The 14984-nt window shown below is 74.9% G+C and carries 15 protein-coding genes; 13 read left to right on the top strand and 2 right to left on the bottom strand.

The features are described from left to right. Window positions 1-129: 129 nt before the first annotated feature. The 4 genes from ACIBBH_RS06355 (at window position 130) to ACIBBH_RS06340 (ending at window position 2549) form a co-directional block, all read left to right on the top strand. A complete protein-coding gene (locus ACIBBH_RS06355; RefSeq protein ID WP_399402465.1) occupies window positions 130-825 on the top strand; it encodes a nucleotidyltransferase family protein in 696 nt (231 codons plus the stop codon). Then, the gene (locus ACIBBH_RS06350; RefSeq protein ID WP_399402463.1) at window positions 822-1109 is read left to right on the top strand and encodes a BON domain-containing protein; all 288 of its coding nucleotides are present in this window, start codon (window positions 822-824) and stop codon (window positions 1107-1109) included. The genes ACIBBH_RS06355 and ACIBBH_RS06350 overlap by 4 nt, the downstream gene beginning before the upstream one ends. Further along, window positions 1106-1888, top strand: coding sequence for a metallophosphoesterase (locus tag ACIBBH_RS06345; RefSeq protein WP_399402461.1), 783 nt, complete (start codon window positions 1106-1108; stop codon window positions 1886-1888). The genes ACIBBH_RS06350 and ACIBBH_RS06345 overlap by 4 nt, the downstream gene beginning before the upstream one ends. 133 nt (window positions 1889-2021) lie before the next feature. Further along, window positions 2022-2549, top strand: coding sequence for a hypothetical protein (locus ACIBBH_RS06340; RefSeq protein WP_399402727.1), 528 nt, complete (start codon window positions 2022-2024; stop codon window positions 2547-2549). Between the two features lie 71 nt (window positions 2550-2620). Here the strand turns inward: ACIBBH_RS06340 and ACIBBH_RS06335 are convergent, their stop codons facing one another. Both ACIBBH_RS06335 and ACIBBH_RS06330 read right to left on the bottom strand, forming a co-directional pair. Then, on the bottom strand, window positions 2621-3865 hold the full coding sequence (locus ACIBBH_RS06335) for an MFS transporter (protein WP_399402459.1): 1245 nt from the start codon (window positions 3863-3865) through the stop codon (window positions 2621-2623). 449 nt (window positions 3866-4314) lie between these two features. Continuing rightward, window positions 4315-4878, bottom strand: coding sequence for a hemerythrin domain-containing protein (locus tag ACIBBH_RS06330; protein ID WP_399402457.1), 564 nt, complete (start codon window positions 4876-4878; stop codon window positions 4315-4317). Between the two features lie 300 nt (window positions 4879-5178). Here ACIBBH_RS06330 and ACIBBH_RS06325 point away from each other — a divergent pair, with 300 nt between their 5' ends. From ACIBBH_RS06325 to rfaE2, 9 genes are all read left to right on the top strand, one after another. Then, a complete protein-coding gene (locus tag ACIBBH_RS06325; RefSeq protein ID WP_399402455.1) occupies window positions 5179-6174 on the top strand; it encodes an NAD-dependent epimerase/dehydratase family protein in 996 nt (331 codons plus the stop codon). A 76-nt stretch (window positions 6175-6250) separates the two neighbouring features. Further along, on the top strand, window positions 6251-7885 hold the full coding sequence (locus ACIBBH_RS06320; RefSeq protein ID WP_399402453.1) for a carbamoyltransferase: 1635 nt from the start codon (window positions 6251-6253) through the stop codon (window positions 7883-7885). Next, complete coding sequence (locus ACIBBH_RS06315) at window positions 7882-8979, top strand: glycosyltransferase family 2 protein (RefSeq protein WP_399402451.1); 1098 nt, start codon at window positions 7882-7884, stop codon at window positions 8977-8979. The genes ACIBBH_RS06320 and ACIBBH_RS06315 overlap by 4 nt, the downstream gene beginning before the upstream one ends. Further along, window positions 8976-9680, top strand: coding sequence for a D-glycero-alpha-D-manno-heptose-1,7-bisphosphate 7-phosphatase (locus ACIBBH_RS06310; RefSeq protein ID WP_399402449.1), 705 nt, complete (start codon window positions 8976-8978; stop codon window positions 9678-9680). The genes ACIBBH_RS06315 and ACIBBH_RS06310 overlap by 4 nt, the downstream gene beginning before the upstream one ends. Further along, window positions 9677-10699 (top strand): glycosyltransferase family 9 protein, encoded by a 1023-nt coding sequence (locus ACIBBH_RS06305; protein ID WP_399402448.1) that lies wholly within the window; start codon window positions 9677-9679, stop codon window positions 10697-10699. The genes ACIBBH_RS06310 and ACIBBH_RS06305 overlap by 4 nt, the downstream gene beginning before the upstream one ends. Continuing rightward, window positions 10696-11658, top strand: coding sequence for a glycosyltransferase (locus tag ACIBBH_RS06300; protein WP_399402446.1), 963 nt, complete (start codon window positions 10696-10698; stop codon window positions 11656-11658). Before ACIBBH_RS06305 ends, ACIBBH_RS06300 begins: the two co-directional genes overlap by 4 nt. Beyond that, window positions 11655-12902, top strand: coding sequence for a glycosyltransferase (locus ACIBBH_RS06295; protein ID WP_399402444.1), 1248 nt, complete (start codon window positions 11655-11657; stop codon window positions 12900-12902). Before ACIBBH_RS06300 ends, ACIBBH_RS06295 begins: the two co-directional genes overlap by 4 nt. After that, window positions 12899-13540 (top strand): SIS domain-containing protein, encoded by a 642-nt coding sequence (locus ACIBBH_RS06290; RefSeq protein ID WP_399402442.1) that lies wholly within the window; start codon window positions 12899-12901, stop codon window positions 13538-13540. The genes ACIBBH_RS06295 and ACIBBH_RS06290 overlap by 4 nt, the downstream gene beginning before the upstream one ends. Next, complete coding sequence (gene rfaE2, locus ACIBBH_RS06285; protein WP_399402440.1) at window positions 13537-14982, top strand: D-glycero-beta-D-manno-heptose 1-phosphate adenylyltransferase; 1446 nt, start codon at window positions 13537-13539, stop codon at window positions 14980-14982. The genes ACIBBH_RS06290 and rfaE2 overlap by 4 nt, the downstream gene beginning before the upstream one ends. The last annotated feature ends 2 nt before the right edge of the window (window positions 14983-14984 follow it).

The raw sequence follows: 14984 nt of genomic DNA, 5'->3' as shown, positions 1-14984 counted from the left end.
GACACCGCCCGGGGCCTGGGGCGTTCCGCGGTTTGACGGGGGTGAGTCGGGTACTAGGAGTACCCGGCCGACGCCCGGGGCCGGACGGGGCTGCGCGGGGCATGGCCGGGCGCGGCGATTGGAGTGGTCATGACGCAGAACGGGGAGGACGTGACGCTCGCCCGGCGACGGGCGGAACTCCGGCTGGCGGCGGAGGGGTCCGAACAGAAACCGCCGCCGCCCGAGCCGGTACCGCACCCGCAGGCACGGGAACTGCCCCAGGACCGCAGCCAGGCGATCCTCGAGGCGGCCAAGCGGGTGGGCGCCGTCCTGAAGAAGAAGGGACACGCCTTCGCGCTGGCCGGAAGCGTGGCCGTCTACGCCCACGGCGGCAACCGGCACCTCCAGCACGACGCCGACTTCTGCATCCTGCCCGAGGACGCGGACGCGGTCGCCGAGACGCTGCGCGAGGCCGGGCTCGGTGTCCGTACGCCGCCGGAGGACTGGCTGCTGAAAGCGACCTGTTTCGGGCAGGACGTCGACATCATCTTCGAGCTGGCGCACCGGCCGGTCACCCCGGACCTGCTGCAGCGGGCGCAGGACATCCCGGTCGACTCGGTGCACATGCCGGTCCTGGCGCCGACCGACCTCATGCGCAGCCTCATCACCGCCTTCTCCGAGCACCACTGCGACTTCGGTTCGGTGCTGCCCGTGGCCCGCGTGCTGCGCGAGAAGGTCGACTGGGAGGACGTACGCAAGAGCTGCGGGGACGAGCCGATGCCCGCGGCCTTCCTCTTCCTCCTCGAACGCCTGCACGTCATCGAACCGCAAGAGGAGCAGCCATGACCGAGCAAGGCGCCGTCCACGCGCCTGGCGCTCCGGTGGCCGAGCACCTGGACTACCGTGTCGCCCACCTCGCCGAGCGACTGGCCGCCGGGCCCCTCGGCGAGCTGGGCGTCCGCGCCGAGATCCGGGGCGAGGCCGTCCTGCTGACCGGCACGGTGCCGTCCGCGCAGTGCCGCGACGACATCCTCAGCCAGGCCCGAGAGGCGCTGGCGGGGCACCCGGTCCACTCGGACATCTGTGTCGCGGGGACCTCCTCGCCCGGCGAGGCGGAGGAACTCGCATGATCCGCGTCGCGGCCGTCGGAGACATCCACATGGGGCCCGAGAGCCAGGGAGTGCTCCGGCCCTCGTTCGAAACGCTGCCCGATTGCGCCGACGTGCTGCTGCTGGCCGGGGACCTCACCCGGCACGGCACGCCGGACGAGGCGCAGGTGGTCGCCCGGGAGATCAAGGACCTCGGGGTCCCGGTCGTCGCGGTGCTGGGCAACCACGACCACCACGACGACCGGCCCGACGAGGTCTCCGCCATCCTCCGGGACGCGGGCGCCCATGTGCTCGAAGGGCAGGCGGCCGTCGTGACCGGCGGTGACGGGTACCGGATCGGTGTGGCCGGGACCAAGGGGTTCGGCGGCGGCTTCGTGGGGCGGTGCGCCGGGGAGTTCGGCGAGCCGCTCATGAAGGAGTTCGTCCGGTACTCGCGGCGGTGCGCCGACGCGCTGCGGGACTCCCTGCGGGAGCTGGACGCGTGGGGGTGCGACGCGCGGATCGCGCTGACGCACTTCTCGCCCGTGCCGGACACCCTCGCCGGGGAGCCGCTGGAGATATATCCCTTCCTCGGCAGCTACCTGCTGGCCGAGGCGATCGACACCGCCGGCGCCGACCTCGCGGTGCACGGGCACGCGCACGCCGGTACGGAGCACGGGATGACCGGCGGGGGCGTGAAGGTGCGCAACGTGGCGCAGCCGGTCATCGGGCGGGCCTTCCACGTCTACCACCTGCCGGAACGCGAGCCGGCGCCGGTGCCGGCGGGCGGCGGGGTGCCGGACGGTACGTCACCCGGCTGACGGCCGCGGCGTGCTCCGCTCGCCGTCCGGTGTGGCCGACAACACGTCATCGGTCGAGGCCCGGCCGGGCTACCGTTTCAAGGAGTCCCCTCTCCCCGGTAGTTCCCCCGATATCACCTCGGACGGCCCCGCAGTGCTCGCAGACCTCTCCCCGCTCATAGCGGCGACCACCCAGTGGCTGACGCGCGCCTACCCGCCCAGCGGAGGTGCGCTGGCCTCCGTCCTGTGCGAGGTGCAGGCGCGGCAGGCCGTCACGGTCGCCGCCTGGCTGCGGTACCCCACCGCCATGGACGCCGCCCTCGTCGGCATGGCGGGCCCCGGCGGCTCGGCCGCGCTGGACTGGATCACCGGCGCGGAGGTCACCGACGCCGACGCGCCGGAGACGTGGGCCTGGCGCACCTGGGTGGACGAGGTCGTCGCCAGCTGGGCGGCCGGCCTGCTCACCGACCCCGGACTGGCCTCCCTCGCGGTGGCCGCGCTCACCGAGGGGGAGCACACCACCGGCACTCCGGTCGAGTTCCGCCGCCTGATCGACCCCGACGAGGCCGACCGCCGGGCCGCGGCCCTCCTGCGCCACCCCGACCTTCTCGCCCCCGTCGCCGACCTCCACCACGCCCAGCTCCTGCACCGCCTCGGGCCGGGACGGGCCGTAGCGGCGTGACCCGAGGCGCCTGTCCCTGACCGGCCCCCGCAGGCCCGGGCCGCCGCCCGCAGATCCCCGGGAGGCGCCCCTCAGGCCGCCGTCCCCAGGGCCGCCTTCCCCGTGACGTCGCCCTCGCGGGTCGGCAGAGTGACCGGGGTCGGGGTGCGGCGGGTGCGGAGGAGCAGGCCGGTGGCTATGGGGGCCGCGACGAGGAGGCCGCCGGTGATGAGGGCGCCCCGGGCGCCGGCGTGTTCCATGAGGAGGCCGAGGGCCGGCGGGCCGCCGAGGCTCCAGAGCGTGCCGATGCTGCTCCAGACACCGAGGACGCGACCGCGCAGATGGGCGGGCGGGTCGGTCTGCAGGACGGCCGTGCCGGCGGTGTCGGAGACGGACTCCACCACGGCCATGGGCAGGACCAGTACCAGCAGGACGGCCAGCGACGGGGACAGTCCGGCCGCCACCTGGAGCAGGGCGCCACAGGCCGCCAGCATGCCCACCAGCCGGACGGACGGCCGGCGCATGCGGGCGCCGAGGACCGCCCCGAGGATGCCGCCGACCGCCAGGACGGTCGACACCGTGCCGAAGGCCCCCGCGCCGCCCGCGAGCGGCCCGGTGACGAGCACGGCCAGGGTGAGCCCGTAGTTACGGCCGAAGACCGAGCTGAGCCCGGTGACGGCGGCGAGCGCGACCAGGCGGGGCCGGCGTGCGAAGAAGAACAGGCCCTCGCGCACGGTCATGTCCGCGGCGGCAGCGGGTGCGGAGGTGGCCGTGGGGCGGGTCGCCGTGCCCTGCCTCGGGCGCAGGAACGGTACGACCGACGCCACGAACACGAACGACAGACCGTTGGCGGCGTACGCGGCGGCCGTGCCGAGGAAGCCGACCGTCAGGCCCGCCAGGCCGGTGCCGACGAGCCGGCCCGAGCTGTGCACCAGCGCGCCCACGCCGATGGCGGAGGGCAGGTCCTCCGCCGGTACGAGGTCGTTGCCCAGCAGGGCGCACGCCGGTCCGTCCACGGTGGCGATGACGCCGGTCACGGCGGCCAGCACCAGCAGGGCGGTCATGTCGAGCTGGTCCAGCGCCACGAGCAGGGCTGTCGTGAAGGCGACCGCGCCGAGGAGGGCCTGGCTCACGGCGACCGTCAGCTTCCGCGGCCACCGGTCGACGGCCGCGCCGCCCAGCAGGCTCATGAACAGCGCGGGAGCGGCCTGCACGGACATCGACAGACCGGTCGCCGCGGCGGATCCGGTGATCTGGAGCACCAGCAGGTTCTGCACCGTCAGCTGCATCCACGTACCGGCGTTGGACACGAAGTTCGCGGCCGACCACCAGCGCATGCTCCGGTGTCTCAGCGACCGCCACGGGGAGCGCGACGGGCTCCGGGGCGGCACGGGGGCGGTTCTCGGCGCAGGGGAGGGCAGGGCAGGGGTGGTAGGCACAGTGCGGTACTCGGCAGACGGGAGTCGGTGGGGACCGGCGGAATTTCAAGGGCGCCGGCTGCGCTGCGCGGCCGCTCCACCGAGTCGGTCACGGCGCCGACCATGGTGGCAGACGGGACGGCCGAGTCGATGACACCGCCCACCCGCGTCCAGCCGGCGAAAGGGCCAACTGCACGGGGTCGCACGGTACTTGCCCCACCGAGTGCGTTTGCTCACAAAAACGCCCCGCTGCTGGATTCAAGGGGTGAAGCCGACTGCGGGGCACGCGGGAGACGCGTGGAAAAGGCCCGCCGCAAAGCGACGGGCCCGTCTCCGCACCGGCCGAAGACCGGCCGGACGCCGGGACGTCAGTCCATCTTGCCGCGCCCCGACAGCGCGTCGCGCAGCCGGTCGACCAGCCCGGCACCCGGTGCCAGCATCTTGTTGGCCGGGGGCTTGTCCGGGGCGGCCGGGTGGGGCCGGGTCGGCGCCGTCTTCTTCGCCTGACGGACCTTGTCCCCCAGTTCGTTCAGCGCGTCCGCGGAGCAGGCCGCGCGCAGCCTGGGGAAGAGGTTCTGCTCCTCGTCCGCCACGTGCATGCGGATCTCGCTCATCAGCGAGGTCATCAGCCGGTCGAAGTCGGGGTGGTCCGCGTCACAGCTCTCCAGATCCTTCATGATCTGCTCGGCCTTGGCGTGGTCCTCGAGCTCCTTGTCGGCCAGGGCGTCCCCGCCGTCCACGTGCTCCCGCACCGCCGGGTACAGATAGGCCTCCTCGGCCACCGAGTGCCTCACCAGCTCCATCGTGGCCTGGTCGGCGTACACCTTGCGCTTCTTGTCACCGGACGGCAGCGCCTCGATCTTGCCGAAGAGCTCCTCGACCTCCCGGTGATCGGTCACCAGTTCGTCGACGACGTTTCCACCGTGTCCCATGTCCTTCACCTCCAGCCCCCGAGTGCCCGGCCGCAGCGAACTCACACGAATCGCGTGTACCGCCGGGGTTTCGCACAATAGGCATCAAGGTGTGAAAACTACTCATACGGGAACCCCGTGTCAGTGCCGTCGGAACCACGGCGGCCACAGCGGTGGCACTGCCACACCCCTGACCCCAAGACCGGTTCTTTCACTTTCCCCACAGTCTTCTTTCCCGCTCCGGGCGCGGTGCGCCCGGCTGCCGGCCTCGTGCGCCCCTGCGCGTTCGGCGGGGCCCGTGACGCGGACGAAGGAGCTTCCATGAACGAAGTGCCGACGCGCGCCCCCTGGCGACGGGCCGTGGTGACCGGCGGAGCCGGTTTCCTCGGCAGCCACCTGTGCGAGCACCTGCTGAATGCAGGGGTCGAAGTCGACTGTGTCGACAATCTGCTGTCCGGTTCGCGCGAGAACATCGCCCACCTCGACGGCCGCCCCGGCTTCCGGTTCGTCGAGTGCGACGTCTGCGCGCCCGACGCGCCGCGGCGGCTCGCGGGACCGTACGACCTGGTCCTGCACTTCGCCTGCTGCGCCTCACCCGCCGACTACCTCCGCCTGCCCCTGGAGACACTCGACGCCGGCAGCGTCGGCACCCGCAACATGCTGGCCCTCGCCGAGCGCGACGGGGCACGTTTCCTGCTCGCCTCGACATCCGAGGTGTACGGCGATCCCCTCGTCCACCCGCAGCGCGAGGACTACTGGGGCAACGTCAACCCGGTCGGTCCGCGCAGCGTGTACGACGAGTCCAAACGGTTCGCCGAGGCGCTGGTCACCGCCCATGTGCGCGCCAAGGACGCCGACGCGGGAATCGTCCGCCTGTTCAACAGCTACGGCCCGCGCATGCGCGCCCACGACGGCCGCGCCGTACCCACCTTCGTCTGCCAGGCACTGGCCGGCGAACCGCTGACCGTGGCCGGCGACGGCAGCCAGACCCGCTCCCTGTGCTACGTCGACGACACCGTCGAGGGCATCCTGCTGGTCGCCGCGAGCCGCTCGGTACGCCCCGTCAACATCGGCGGCACGGACGAGGTCCCGGTCCGCGACATCGCCCGCCGGATCGTGGAACTGACCGGCTCCTCCTCCCGCATCGAGTTCGTGGACCGCCCCGTCGACGACCCGCAGCGCCGCCGCCCCGACACCACCCTCGCCCGTGAACTGCTGGGCTGGACGCCGCGCGTGCCCTGGGAGGAGGGCATCAAGCAGACCATCGCCTACTTCGCCGCCGCCCATCCGGCCCGCGAACCGGCCCCGCAGCTCTGAGGCACCGGCCGCGGCTTTCGAGAGGTCACCCGCACGTTTCGGCAACTCGCCCACCACGCCGCCACGGAGGCACTGCATGCGCGTCCTGGGAATCAACGCCCTCTTCCACGACCCCGCCGCGGCCCTCGTCGTGGACGGCCGGATCGTGGCCGCCGCGGAGGAGGAGCGCTTCAGCCGGCGCAAGCACGGCAAGCGGCCCGTCCCCTTCTCCGCCTGGGAACTGCCCGAACTGTCCGCCCGATGGTGCCTGGACCAGGCCGGCCTGACCCCGTCCGACCTGGACGCGGTCGCCTACTCCTACGACCCCGAACTCGCCCGGCCGGCCGACCGGATGGGCCTGAACGACCCCTGGGACCACCTGCGCCAGGAATACGCCCGCCGGGCACCGGAGTTCCTCGCCGAGGCGCTGCCCGGACTCGGCCCTGAGAAGGTCCGGTTCGTCGCCCACCACGTCGCGCACGCCGCCTCGGCCGGCCAGGCCTCGCCGTACCCGGACTGCGCCGTGCTGGTACTGGACGGGCGCGGCGAATGCGGCTCCCATCTCGCCGGCCGCTATGTCAACCGCGAACTGACCGTGCTGGGTTCGCAGTCGCTGCCCGACTCCATGGGCCTGTTCTACGAGGACCTCACCCAGCACCTCGGATTCCTGCGGAGCAGCGACGAGTTCAAGGTGATGGCGCTCGCTTCCTACGGCGAGCCGCGCTTCCTCGGCCGGCTGCGCGAGTACGTCCACCTCGACGGCCGGGGCGGATTCCGGGCCCGGCCCGTGCCCTGGGCGTCGCTCGTGCCGCCGCGTCCGGCGGGGGGCCCCTGGTCGCAGGACCACGCCGACATCGCGGCCAGCGCCCAGGCCTGCCTGGAGGAGGTCCTGCTCGGCCTGGTGCGGTGGCTGCACGACCGGACCGGCGAGGACGTGCTGACGCTGGCGGGCGGTGTGGCGCTCAACTGCGTGGCCAACACCCGGATGTATCGCGAAGGCCCCTTCGAGCGGATCTGGGTGCAGCCCGCCGCCGGCGACGCGGGCACCGCGCTGGGCGCCGCCCTGCACGTCGCCCACCAGAAGGAGACGGTGGAGGCCATGCCGACCGCCGCCCTCGGCCGGGGCTGGAGCGACGACGAACTGCGCGCCCGGCTGGAGCGGGCGGCCGTCCCCTACGAGGAGCCCGACGACATCGCCGAGGCGGTCGCCGAGGAGCTCGCCCGGGACGGCATCGTGGCCTGGTTCCAGGGGCGCAGCGAGTACGGCCCCCGGGCCCTCGGCCACCGCTCGCTGCTCGCCCACCCCGGGCGCGCCGGGAACCTGGAGCGCCTCAACGCCGTGAAGGGACGCGAGGAGTTCCGGCCCGTCGCCCCCATGGTGCTGACGGAACGGGCCGCCGAGCTGTTCGACGGGCCGCTGCCCAGCCCGTACATGCTGTTCGTCCATCACGTCGCCGACGAGTGGCGTGAGAGGATCCCGGCCGTCGTCCACGTGGACGGTACGGCCCGCATCCAGACCGTGGACCGCACGCAAGAGCCGCTGGTGGCCCGGATGATCGACGGGTTCGAGCGGCGGACCGGACTGCCCGTGGTGGTCAACACCAGCCTCAACACGGCGGGCCGGCCGATGGTCGACGACCCGCGCGACGCCCTGGAGTGCTTCGGCTCCGCGCCCGTCGACCTGCTTGCCCTCGGCCCGTTCGCGATCCGGCGGAAGAAGGTGTTCGCATGACGGACGCTCACACGACGCGCACCCCCGCCTACTCCGTCGTCATCCCGACGATCGGGCGCGACTGCCTCGCCGGCTGCCTGCGCGCGCTCGCCGCGGCGACCTCCGGCTGTCCGCCCGAGGAGGTCGTGGTCGTCGACGACCGCCCGGATCCCGGCGCGCCGCTGCCCCTGGACGGGGCCGGGGTCCTGCTCGACCGCGTACGCACGCTGCGCAGCGGGGGACGCGGACCCGCCGCCGCCCGCAACACCGGGTGGCGCACGGTAGCCACGCCCTGGACCGTCTTCCTCGACGACGACGTCCAGGTGCTGCCCGACTGGTCCGACCGCCTCGCCGAGGACCTCGCGGAGGCCTCCGCCACCACCGGCGGCATCCAGGGCCGCCTGACCGTACCGCTGCCCGCCGACCGCCGGCCCACCGACTGGGAGCGGGGCACCGCCGGGCTGGAACAGGCGGCCTGGGCCACCGCCGACATGGCCTACCGGACGGCGGCGCTGGCCGGCGTCCAGGGCTTCGACGAGCGGTTCCGCAGCGCCTTCCGGGAGGACGCCGACCTGGCGCTGCGGGTACTGGCAGCCGGCTGGTCGCTGCACCGCGGGCGGCGCACCACCCGCCACCCGGTGCGCACGGCCGACCGGTGGGTGTCGGTACGGGCCCAGCGCGGCAACGCCGACGACGCGCTGATGAACCACCTCCATGGCCGCGACTGGTGGGACCGCGCCCGCGCCCCGCGCGGCCGGCTGCCCCGGCACGCCCTGGTGACCTCCCTCGCCCTCGCGGCCCCTGTGCTCGCCCTGACCGGCCGCCGCCGCGCCGCCGGAGCCGCGGGCGCCCTGTGGGCCCTGGGCACCGCCGAGTTCGCGCTGGCCCGCATCCTCCCCGGGCCCCGCACCACGTCCGAGATCCTCACCATGGCCGCCACCAGCGTGGTCATCCCCCCGCTCGCGGTCCGCCACTGGCTCACCGGACTGGTACGGCATCGGGGCGCCGCCCCGCTGGGCAGCGCGACACGAGCGCGGGAACGGCGGGCCGAGCCGTCGGCGATGACGCCCCGGGCGCCGGGATCGCGGGTGACGCTGCCGGGGAGCACGCCGTGAACGCCGGGACCGCGCGGCACTCGCCCGGGGAGCACGCCGTGATCGAGCGGACCGTGCACGCCACCGCCGGGGAGCACACCCCGCGTGCCTGGTCCGCGGACCCGGCCGTCCTGGAAGACCCCGCCGCCGTGGAGGACCCCGTGCACCCCCGGCCCCCGGGCCACACCTCCGTGGCCGCCGTCCTCTTCGACCGCGACGGCACCCTCGTCGAGGACGTCCCCTACAACGGCGACCCCGGCCGGGTGCGGCTGCTCCCCGGCGCCCGGGAGGCCGTGGCGCTGCTGCGGGCCGCGGGCATCCCCACCGGGGTGGTCAGCAACCAGTCCGGCATCGGCCGCGGGCTGCTCACCGACGCCGACGTGCGCCGCGTCAACGACCGGGCGGACGCCCTGCTCGGCGGCCTCGGCACCTGGGTCTACTGCCCGCACCCGCCCGAGGCCGGCTGCGCCTGCCGCAAACCCCGCCCGGGCCTGGTCCTCGAGGCGGCCCGGCGCCTGGGCGTGGACCCGCGGGAGTGCGCGGTGATCGGCGACATCGAGGGCGACGTCCTGGCCGCCCGGGCCGCGGGCGCACAGGGCGTGCTCGTCCCCAACGCCGCGACCCGCCCCGAGGAGGTCGCCGCGGCCCCCAGCACCGCCACCGACGTGCTCACGGCCGTACGGCGGATCCTCACCGCGGGGAAGCGAGGTGACCGCCCGTGAAGTCCCTGGTCGTACGCCTCGACAGCTTCGGCGACGTGCTGCTCGCCGGGCCCGCCGTGCGGGCGGTCGCCGCGCACAGTGCGCACGTCACGATGGTCTGCGGGCCGAAGGGTGAGCCCGCCGCGCGGCTGCTCCCCGGTGTCGACGACGTGATCGTGTGGGAGGCGCCCTGGGAGGGATTCGACCCGCCCGCCGTGGACGAGGCGGACGTCGACGGGCTCGTCCGGCGCCTGAGGGAGGGCGCCTTCGACACCGCCCTCGTCCTCACCTCCTTCCACCAGAGCCCGCTGCCCACGGCCCTGCTGCTGCGGCTGGCCGGAGTCGGGCGGATCGGCGCGGACAGCGTCGACCACCCCGGCCGGCTCCTCGACGTACGGCACCGGCGGCTGCCGGGCCGGCACGAGGCCGAGGCCGCGCTCGACACCGCCGCGGCGATGGGCTTCCTGCCGCGGCCGGGCGACGACGGCCGGCTGCGGGTCGTGCCGCCACCGGACACCGTCGCGCTGACCGGCGACGGGCCGTACGTCGTCGTCCACCCCGGCGCGAGCGCGCCCGCCCGGGCCTGGAGCCCCGGGCGCTGCGCGGAGGCGGTGGCCCTGCTCACGGACGCCGGTCACCGGGTCGTGGTCACCGGAGGTCCCGGCGAGCGGGAGCTCACCCGGCGGGTCAGCGGCGACACCGGGGCGGACCTCGGTGGCCGCACCGACCCGCGCACCCTGGCGGGCGTGCTGCGCATGGCCGACGCCGTGGTGTGCGGCAACACCGGCCCCGCCCACCTGGCGGCGGCCGTCGGGACGCCGGTGGTGTCCCTGTTCGCGCCGGTCGTCCCGGCCGGGCGGTGGGCCCCGTACGGGGTGCCGTGCGTGCTCCTCGGCGACCAGCGGGCGCCGTGCGCCGACAGCAGGGCCCGGGAGTGTCCCGTCCCCGGCCATCCGTGCCTGGAGGAGGTCACGGCCCAGGACGTGGTGCGCGCGGTGCAGAAACTCCTCAAGGAGCGCGTGAACAAGGAGAGCGCATGAACGTCCTTGTCTGGCATGTGCACGGCTCGTGGCTGACTTCGTTCGTTCAGGGGCCGTACACCTACCTCGTGCCGGTACTGCCCGACCGCGGACCGGACGGCCTCGGGCGGGCCCGCACCTGGCAGTGGCCGGACTCGGTACGGGAGCTGAGCCCGGCCGGGCTGCGGGAGGCCGGCATCGACCTGATGGTGCTCCAGCGGCCGCACGAACTGGAGCTGGCCCACCGATGGACCGGCCGCCGTCCCGGCATCGACGTGCCCGCCGTGTACGTCGAGCACAACAGCCCGCACGAGACCCCCGTCGGCACCCGCCACCCGCTCGCCGGCCGCACCGACGTCACCCTCGTGCACGTCACCCACTTCAACCGCCTGATGTGGGACAACGGCCGGGCGCCGACCGAGGTGATCGAGCACGGGATCATCGACCCGGGCCCCCTGTGGACCGGCGAGGAGCCCCGCGCCGCGGTCGTCGTCAACGAGCCCGTACGGCGGGGCCGTACCACCGGAACGGACCTGTTGCCGGCGTTCGCGCGCTGGGCGCCGCTGGACGTGTTCGGCATGCGCACCGAGCGACTCGCCGACCACCTCGGACTCCCGCCCGACCGCTGCCGCAGCCGGGACCTGCCCCAGGGCGAACTGCACCCGGCGATGGCCCGGTGCCGCCTCTACGTCCACCCCGTCCGCTGGACCTCGCTCGGACTGTCCCTGCTGGAGGCGATGTTCCTCGGCATGCCCGTGGTGGCTCTGGACACCACCGAGGTGCGCGAGGCCGTGCCCGAGGGTGCGGGGGTGGTCTCCAACCGGTTCGACGTGCTTCAGGACGCGGTGCGGGGATTCCTCGCGGATCCCGCGCACGCCCGGCAGACAGGGGAGGCCGCCCGGGCTGCGGCACAGGCCCGCTACGGAGAGCGGCGCTTCCGCGACGACTGGGAGCGCCTGATCAAGGAGGTCACCCGATGAGCCACAGCTACCCCTCGGCCGGCCGCGTAGCCATGGTGTCCGAGCACGCCAGCCCGCTGGCCGAGCTCGGCGGACCGGACGCGGGCGGCCAGAACGTGTACGTGGCCCAGGTCGCCCGGCAACTGGCCCGCCGCGGCCACGAGGTGGTCGTGTACACACGCCGGGACGCCCCTCGGCTGCCGGACCGGGTCACCACGCCCGACGGCGTCAGGGTCGTGCACGTACCGGCCGGACCGCCGGCCCCGATACCCAAGGACGAACTCCTGCCCTACATGCCGGAGTTCGGCGCCTGGCTGGCCCAGGAGTGGGCGGCTGACCCGCCTGACGTCGTGCACGCCCACTTCTGGATGTCCGGCATGGCCGCCCTCGCCGGAGCCCGCGACCCGGGCATACCGGTCGTGCAGACCTACCACGCCCTGGGCACCGTGAAGAAGCGGTACCAGGGCGCCGCCGACACCAGCCCGGCCGACCGCATCGCGATCGAGACCGCCGTGGGCCGCGAGGCCGACGCCATCATCGCGACCTGCCGGGACGAGGTGGCGGAACTGGAGGCCATGGGTCTGTCCCGGCGCACCATCTCCGTCGTGCCCTGCGGGGTGGACCCCGACCAGTTCGCCCCCGTCCCCGGCGCCGAGCGCGACAGGTCCGCGCCCCGGCGGCTGCTGACGGTCGGCCGGCTCGTCCCGCGCAAGGGCTTCGACCGTGCCATCCGCGCCCTGGCCGACGTTCCCGAGGCCGAACTCCTCGTCGCCGGCGGGCCCGAACAGGCCCTGCTCGCCGCCGAACCGGAGGCGGAGCGGCTCCGGGCGATCGCCGAGGAGTACGGGGTCGCCGACCGGGTGACGCTGCTGGGCGGGGTGAGCCGCGAGGCGATGCCCCGCCTGATGTCCAGTGCCGACCTGGTGCTGTCCCTGCCCCGCTACGAGCCGTTCGGCATCGTCCCGGTCGAAGCCATGGCCTGCCGGGCCCCCGTGGTCGCCACCGCCGTCGGCGGCCAGCTCGACACCGTGGTGGACGGTCACACCGGGGTCCTGGTCCCGGCCGACGCCTCCGCCGAGGGGGATCACGACATCGGCGCGACCATCCGCCGCCTGCTCGACGACCCGGCCCTGCTCGCCCGGTACGGGGCCCAGGGACGGCAGCGCGTCCTGGACCGCTACACCTGGGACCGCGTGGCCGACGGCGTGGCCCGGGTCTACAGCGCCGTCTCCTCCGTCCCCTCGCTCTCGGGAGTCGTCCGATGAAACTCGTCACCGATGTCACGCACTGCGACGACCTGATGAAGGCCCTCGAAGGATTCCGCGAGGACGCCCCGCTGATCCAGCGCTGGGGCACCGCCCTGGCCGGCCGGCTCGGTGGCGGCGCCCGGCTCCTGGTCGCGGGCAACGGCGGCAGCGCGGCCCAGGCCCAGCACCTGACCGCCGAACTGGTCGGCCGCTACCGCGAGGACCGCCCGGCGTTCTCCGCGCTCGCGCTGCACGCCGACACCTCCTCCACCACCGCCATCGCCAACGACTACGGCGTGCAGGAGATATTCGCCCGGCAGGTCGCAGCCCACGGCCGCGACGGCGACGTACTGATGCTGCTGTCCACCAGCGGCGCCAGCGCCAACCTGCTGGTCGCGGCGGAGGAGGCGCACCGCCTCGGCATGACCGTCTGGGCCCTGACCGGCCCCGCGCCCAACCCGCTGCAGGCCGCCGCCGACGAGGCCCTGTGCGTCGAGGCGGCGACCGGCGCCACCGTCCAGGAACTGCACCTGGTGACCGTGCACATGCTGTGCGAGGCCTTCGACCAGGCCGTCGCCCAGCGGGACCGGGAGCGGTGCGCCGCCGGGCGGAAGCGGCAACGGCGCTGGACGGCGTCGGGGGAGGACGCCGTATGACCGCCCCCGCACCGCTGCTCGTCGTCGGGGACGCGCTGCTCGACCACGACCTGACGGGCCGGGCCGAGCGCCTCGCCCCCGACGCGCCCGTACCGGTCGTCAGCGGGGTCCGGCGTGCCACCCGCCCGGGCGGCGCCGCCCTCGCCGCCTTCCTCGCCGCCGCCGACGGCCGCGAGGTCACCCTCGTCACCGCGCTGGGCGACGACCCGGCCAGTGACACCCTCCGCGAGCTGCTGGCCGGCCGGGTCCGCCGGGTCGAACTGCCCCTGACCGGCGCCCTGTCCAGCAAGACCCGCGTCCTCGCGGAGGGCACGCCGCTGCTGCGCCTGGACGACGGCGACGGGCGGGCCGGGAGCGCCACCGACGAGGGCCGCCGGGCGGTCGCCGACGCCGGGGCCGTCCTGGTCGCCGACTACGGCCGCGGCACCGCCGGCGTCCTGCGCGAGGCACTGGCCGGCGCGGCGGCGCACGTGCCCGTCGTCTGGGACCCGCACCCGCGCGGCGAGCCGCCGGTGCCCGGCGTCCGCGTGGCGACCCCGTCGGCGACCGAGGCCCGCACTTTCGCGAGCCGCCTCGGCGGCGGGGACGAGCCGCAGGAGGGCAGCGGACTGCGCACCGCCGCCCGGGACGCCGACACCCTCGTCCACGCCTGGCGGGCGGCCTGCGTCACCGTGACCCTGGGCGGCCGGGGCGCGCTGCTGTCCCACGGCGGAACCCCGCTCATGGTGCCCTCGCCGGTCACCGCCGAGGGCGACGCCTGCGGGGCCGGGGACCGGTTCGCCGCGACGGCCGCCGGCCTCCTCGCGGACGGCGAACTCACCGAGACCGCCGTACGCGGGGCCGTGCACGCCGCCACCCGGTACGTCGCCGAGGGCGGCGTCCGCTCCCTCGGCACCGAGACCGGCACCGCTGAGGAGCCCCGCCCGGCGGCCGGCCGCGAGCCCACCGGGGACGCCCTGCGCACGGCCACCCGGGTCCGCGCGGCGGGCGGCACCGTCGTCGCCGCCGGCGGCTGCTTCGACCTGCTGCACGCCGGGCACGTCGCCCTCCTCCAGGCCGCGCGCCGCACCGGCGACTGCCTGATCGTGTGCGTCAACTCCGACGCGTCCGTGCGCCGCCGCAAGGGCGACGGCCGCCCGCTCGTGCCGGAGGCGGACCGGATCCGGGTGCTGCGCGCCCTCGAGTGCGTCGACGCGGTCGCCGTGTTCGACGAGGACACCCCGGAACGGCTGCTCGGCGAACTGCGCCCGCACATCTGGGCCAAGGGCGGCGACTACGCCCTGGCCGAGCTGCCGGAGGCGTCCCTCGTGGCGAGCTGGGGCGGGCAGGTCGTGCTGTTCCCCTACCTCGACGGCCGCTCCACCACCGGCATCGCCGAACGGGCGGCCCTGGGTCCGCGCCCGCAGAACCTGGCGCGGACCGGCTCGAACGGACGGAGGTGACG

Origin of the sequence: Streptomyces sp. NPDC051636, assembly GCF_044453765.1 — a bacterium.
GTDB lineage: Bacteria > Actinomycetota > Actinomycetes > Streptomycetales > Streptomycetaceae > Streptomyces.
This window is presented reverse-complemented; position numbering and strand designations above follow the sequence as displayed.

What these genes read in the sequence shown, in the direction of transcription:
- ACIBBH_RS06355 (WP_399402465.1), top strand. Translation starts at nt 130, where the DNA reads ATGACGCAGAACGGGGAGGACGTGACGCTCGCCCGGCGACGGGCGGAA.
- ACIBBH_RS06350 (WP_399402463.1), top strand. Translation starts at nt 822, where the DNA reads ATGACCGAGCAAGGCGCCGTCCACGCGCCTGGCGCTCCGGTGGCCGAG.
- ACIBBH_RS06345 (WP_399402461.1), top strand. Translation starts at nt 1,106, where the DNA reads ATGATCCGCGTCGCGGCCGTCGGAGACATCCACATGGGGCCCGAGAGC.
- ACIBBH_RS06335 (WP_399402459.1), bottom strand. Translation starts at nt 3,865, where the DNA reads ATGCGCTGGTGGTCGGCCGCGAACTTCGTGTCCAACGCCGGTACGTGG.
- ACIBBH_RS06330 (WP_399402457.1), bottom strand. Translation starts at nt 4,878, where the DNA reads ATGGGACACGGTGGAAACGTCGTCGACGAACTGGTGACCGATCACCGG.
- ACIBBH_RS06325 (WP_399402455.1), top strand. Translation starts at nt 5,179, where the DNA reads ATGAACGAAGTGCCGACGCGCGCCCCCTGGCGACGGGCCGTGGTGACC.
- ACIBBH_RS06320 (WP_399402453.1), top strand. Translation starts at nt 6,251, where the DNA reads ATGCGCGTCCTGGGAATCAACGCCCTCTTCCACGACCCCGCCGCGGCC.
- ACIBBH_RS06315 (WP_399402451.1), top strand. Translation starts at nt 7,882, where the DNA reads ATGACGGACGCTCACACGACGCGCACCCCCGCCTACTCCGTCGTCATC.
- ACIBBH_RS06300 (WP_399402446.1), top strand. Translation starts at nt 10,696, where the DNA reads ATGAACGTCCTTGTCTGGCATGTGCACGGCTCGTGGCTGACTTCGTTC.
- ACIBBH_RS06295 (WP_399402444.1), top strand. Translation starts at nt 11,655, where the DNA reads ATGAGCCACAGCTACCCCTCGGCCGGCCGCGTAGCCATGGTGTCCGAG.
- ACIBBH_RS06290 (WP_399402442.1), top strand. Translation starts at nt 12,899, where the DNA reads ATGAAACTCGTCACCGATGTCACGCACTGCGACGACCTGATGAAGGCC.
- rfaE2 (WP_399402440.1), top strand. Translation starts at nt 13,537, where the DNA reads ATGACCGCCCCCGCACCGCTGCTCGTCGTCGGGGACGCGCTGCTCGAC.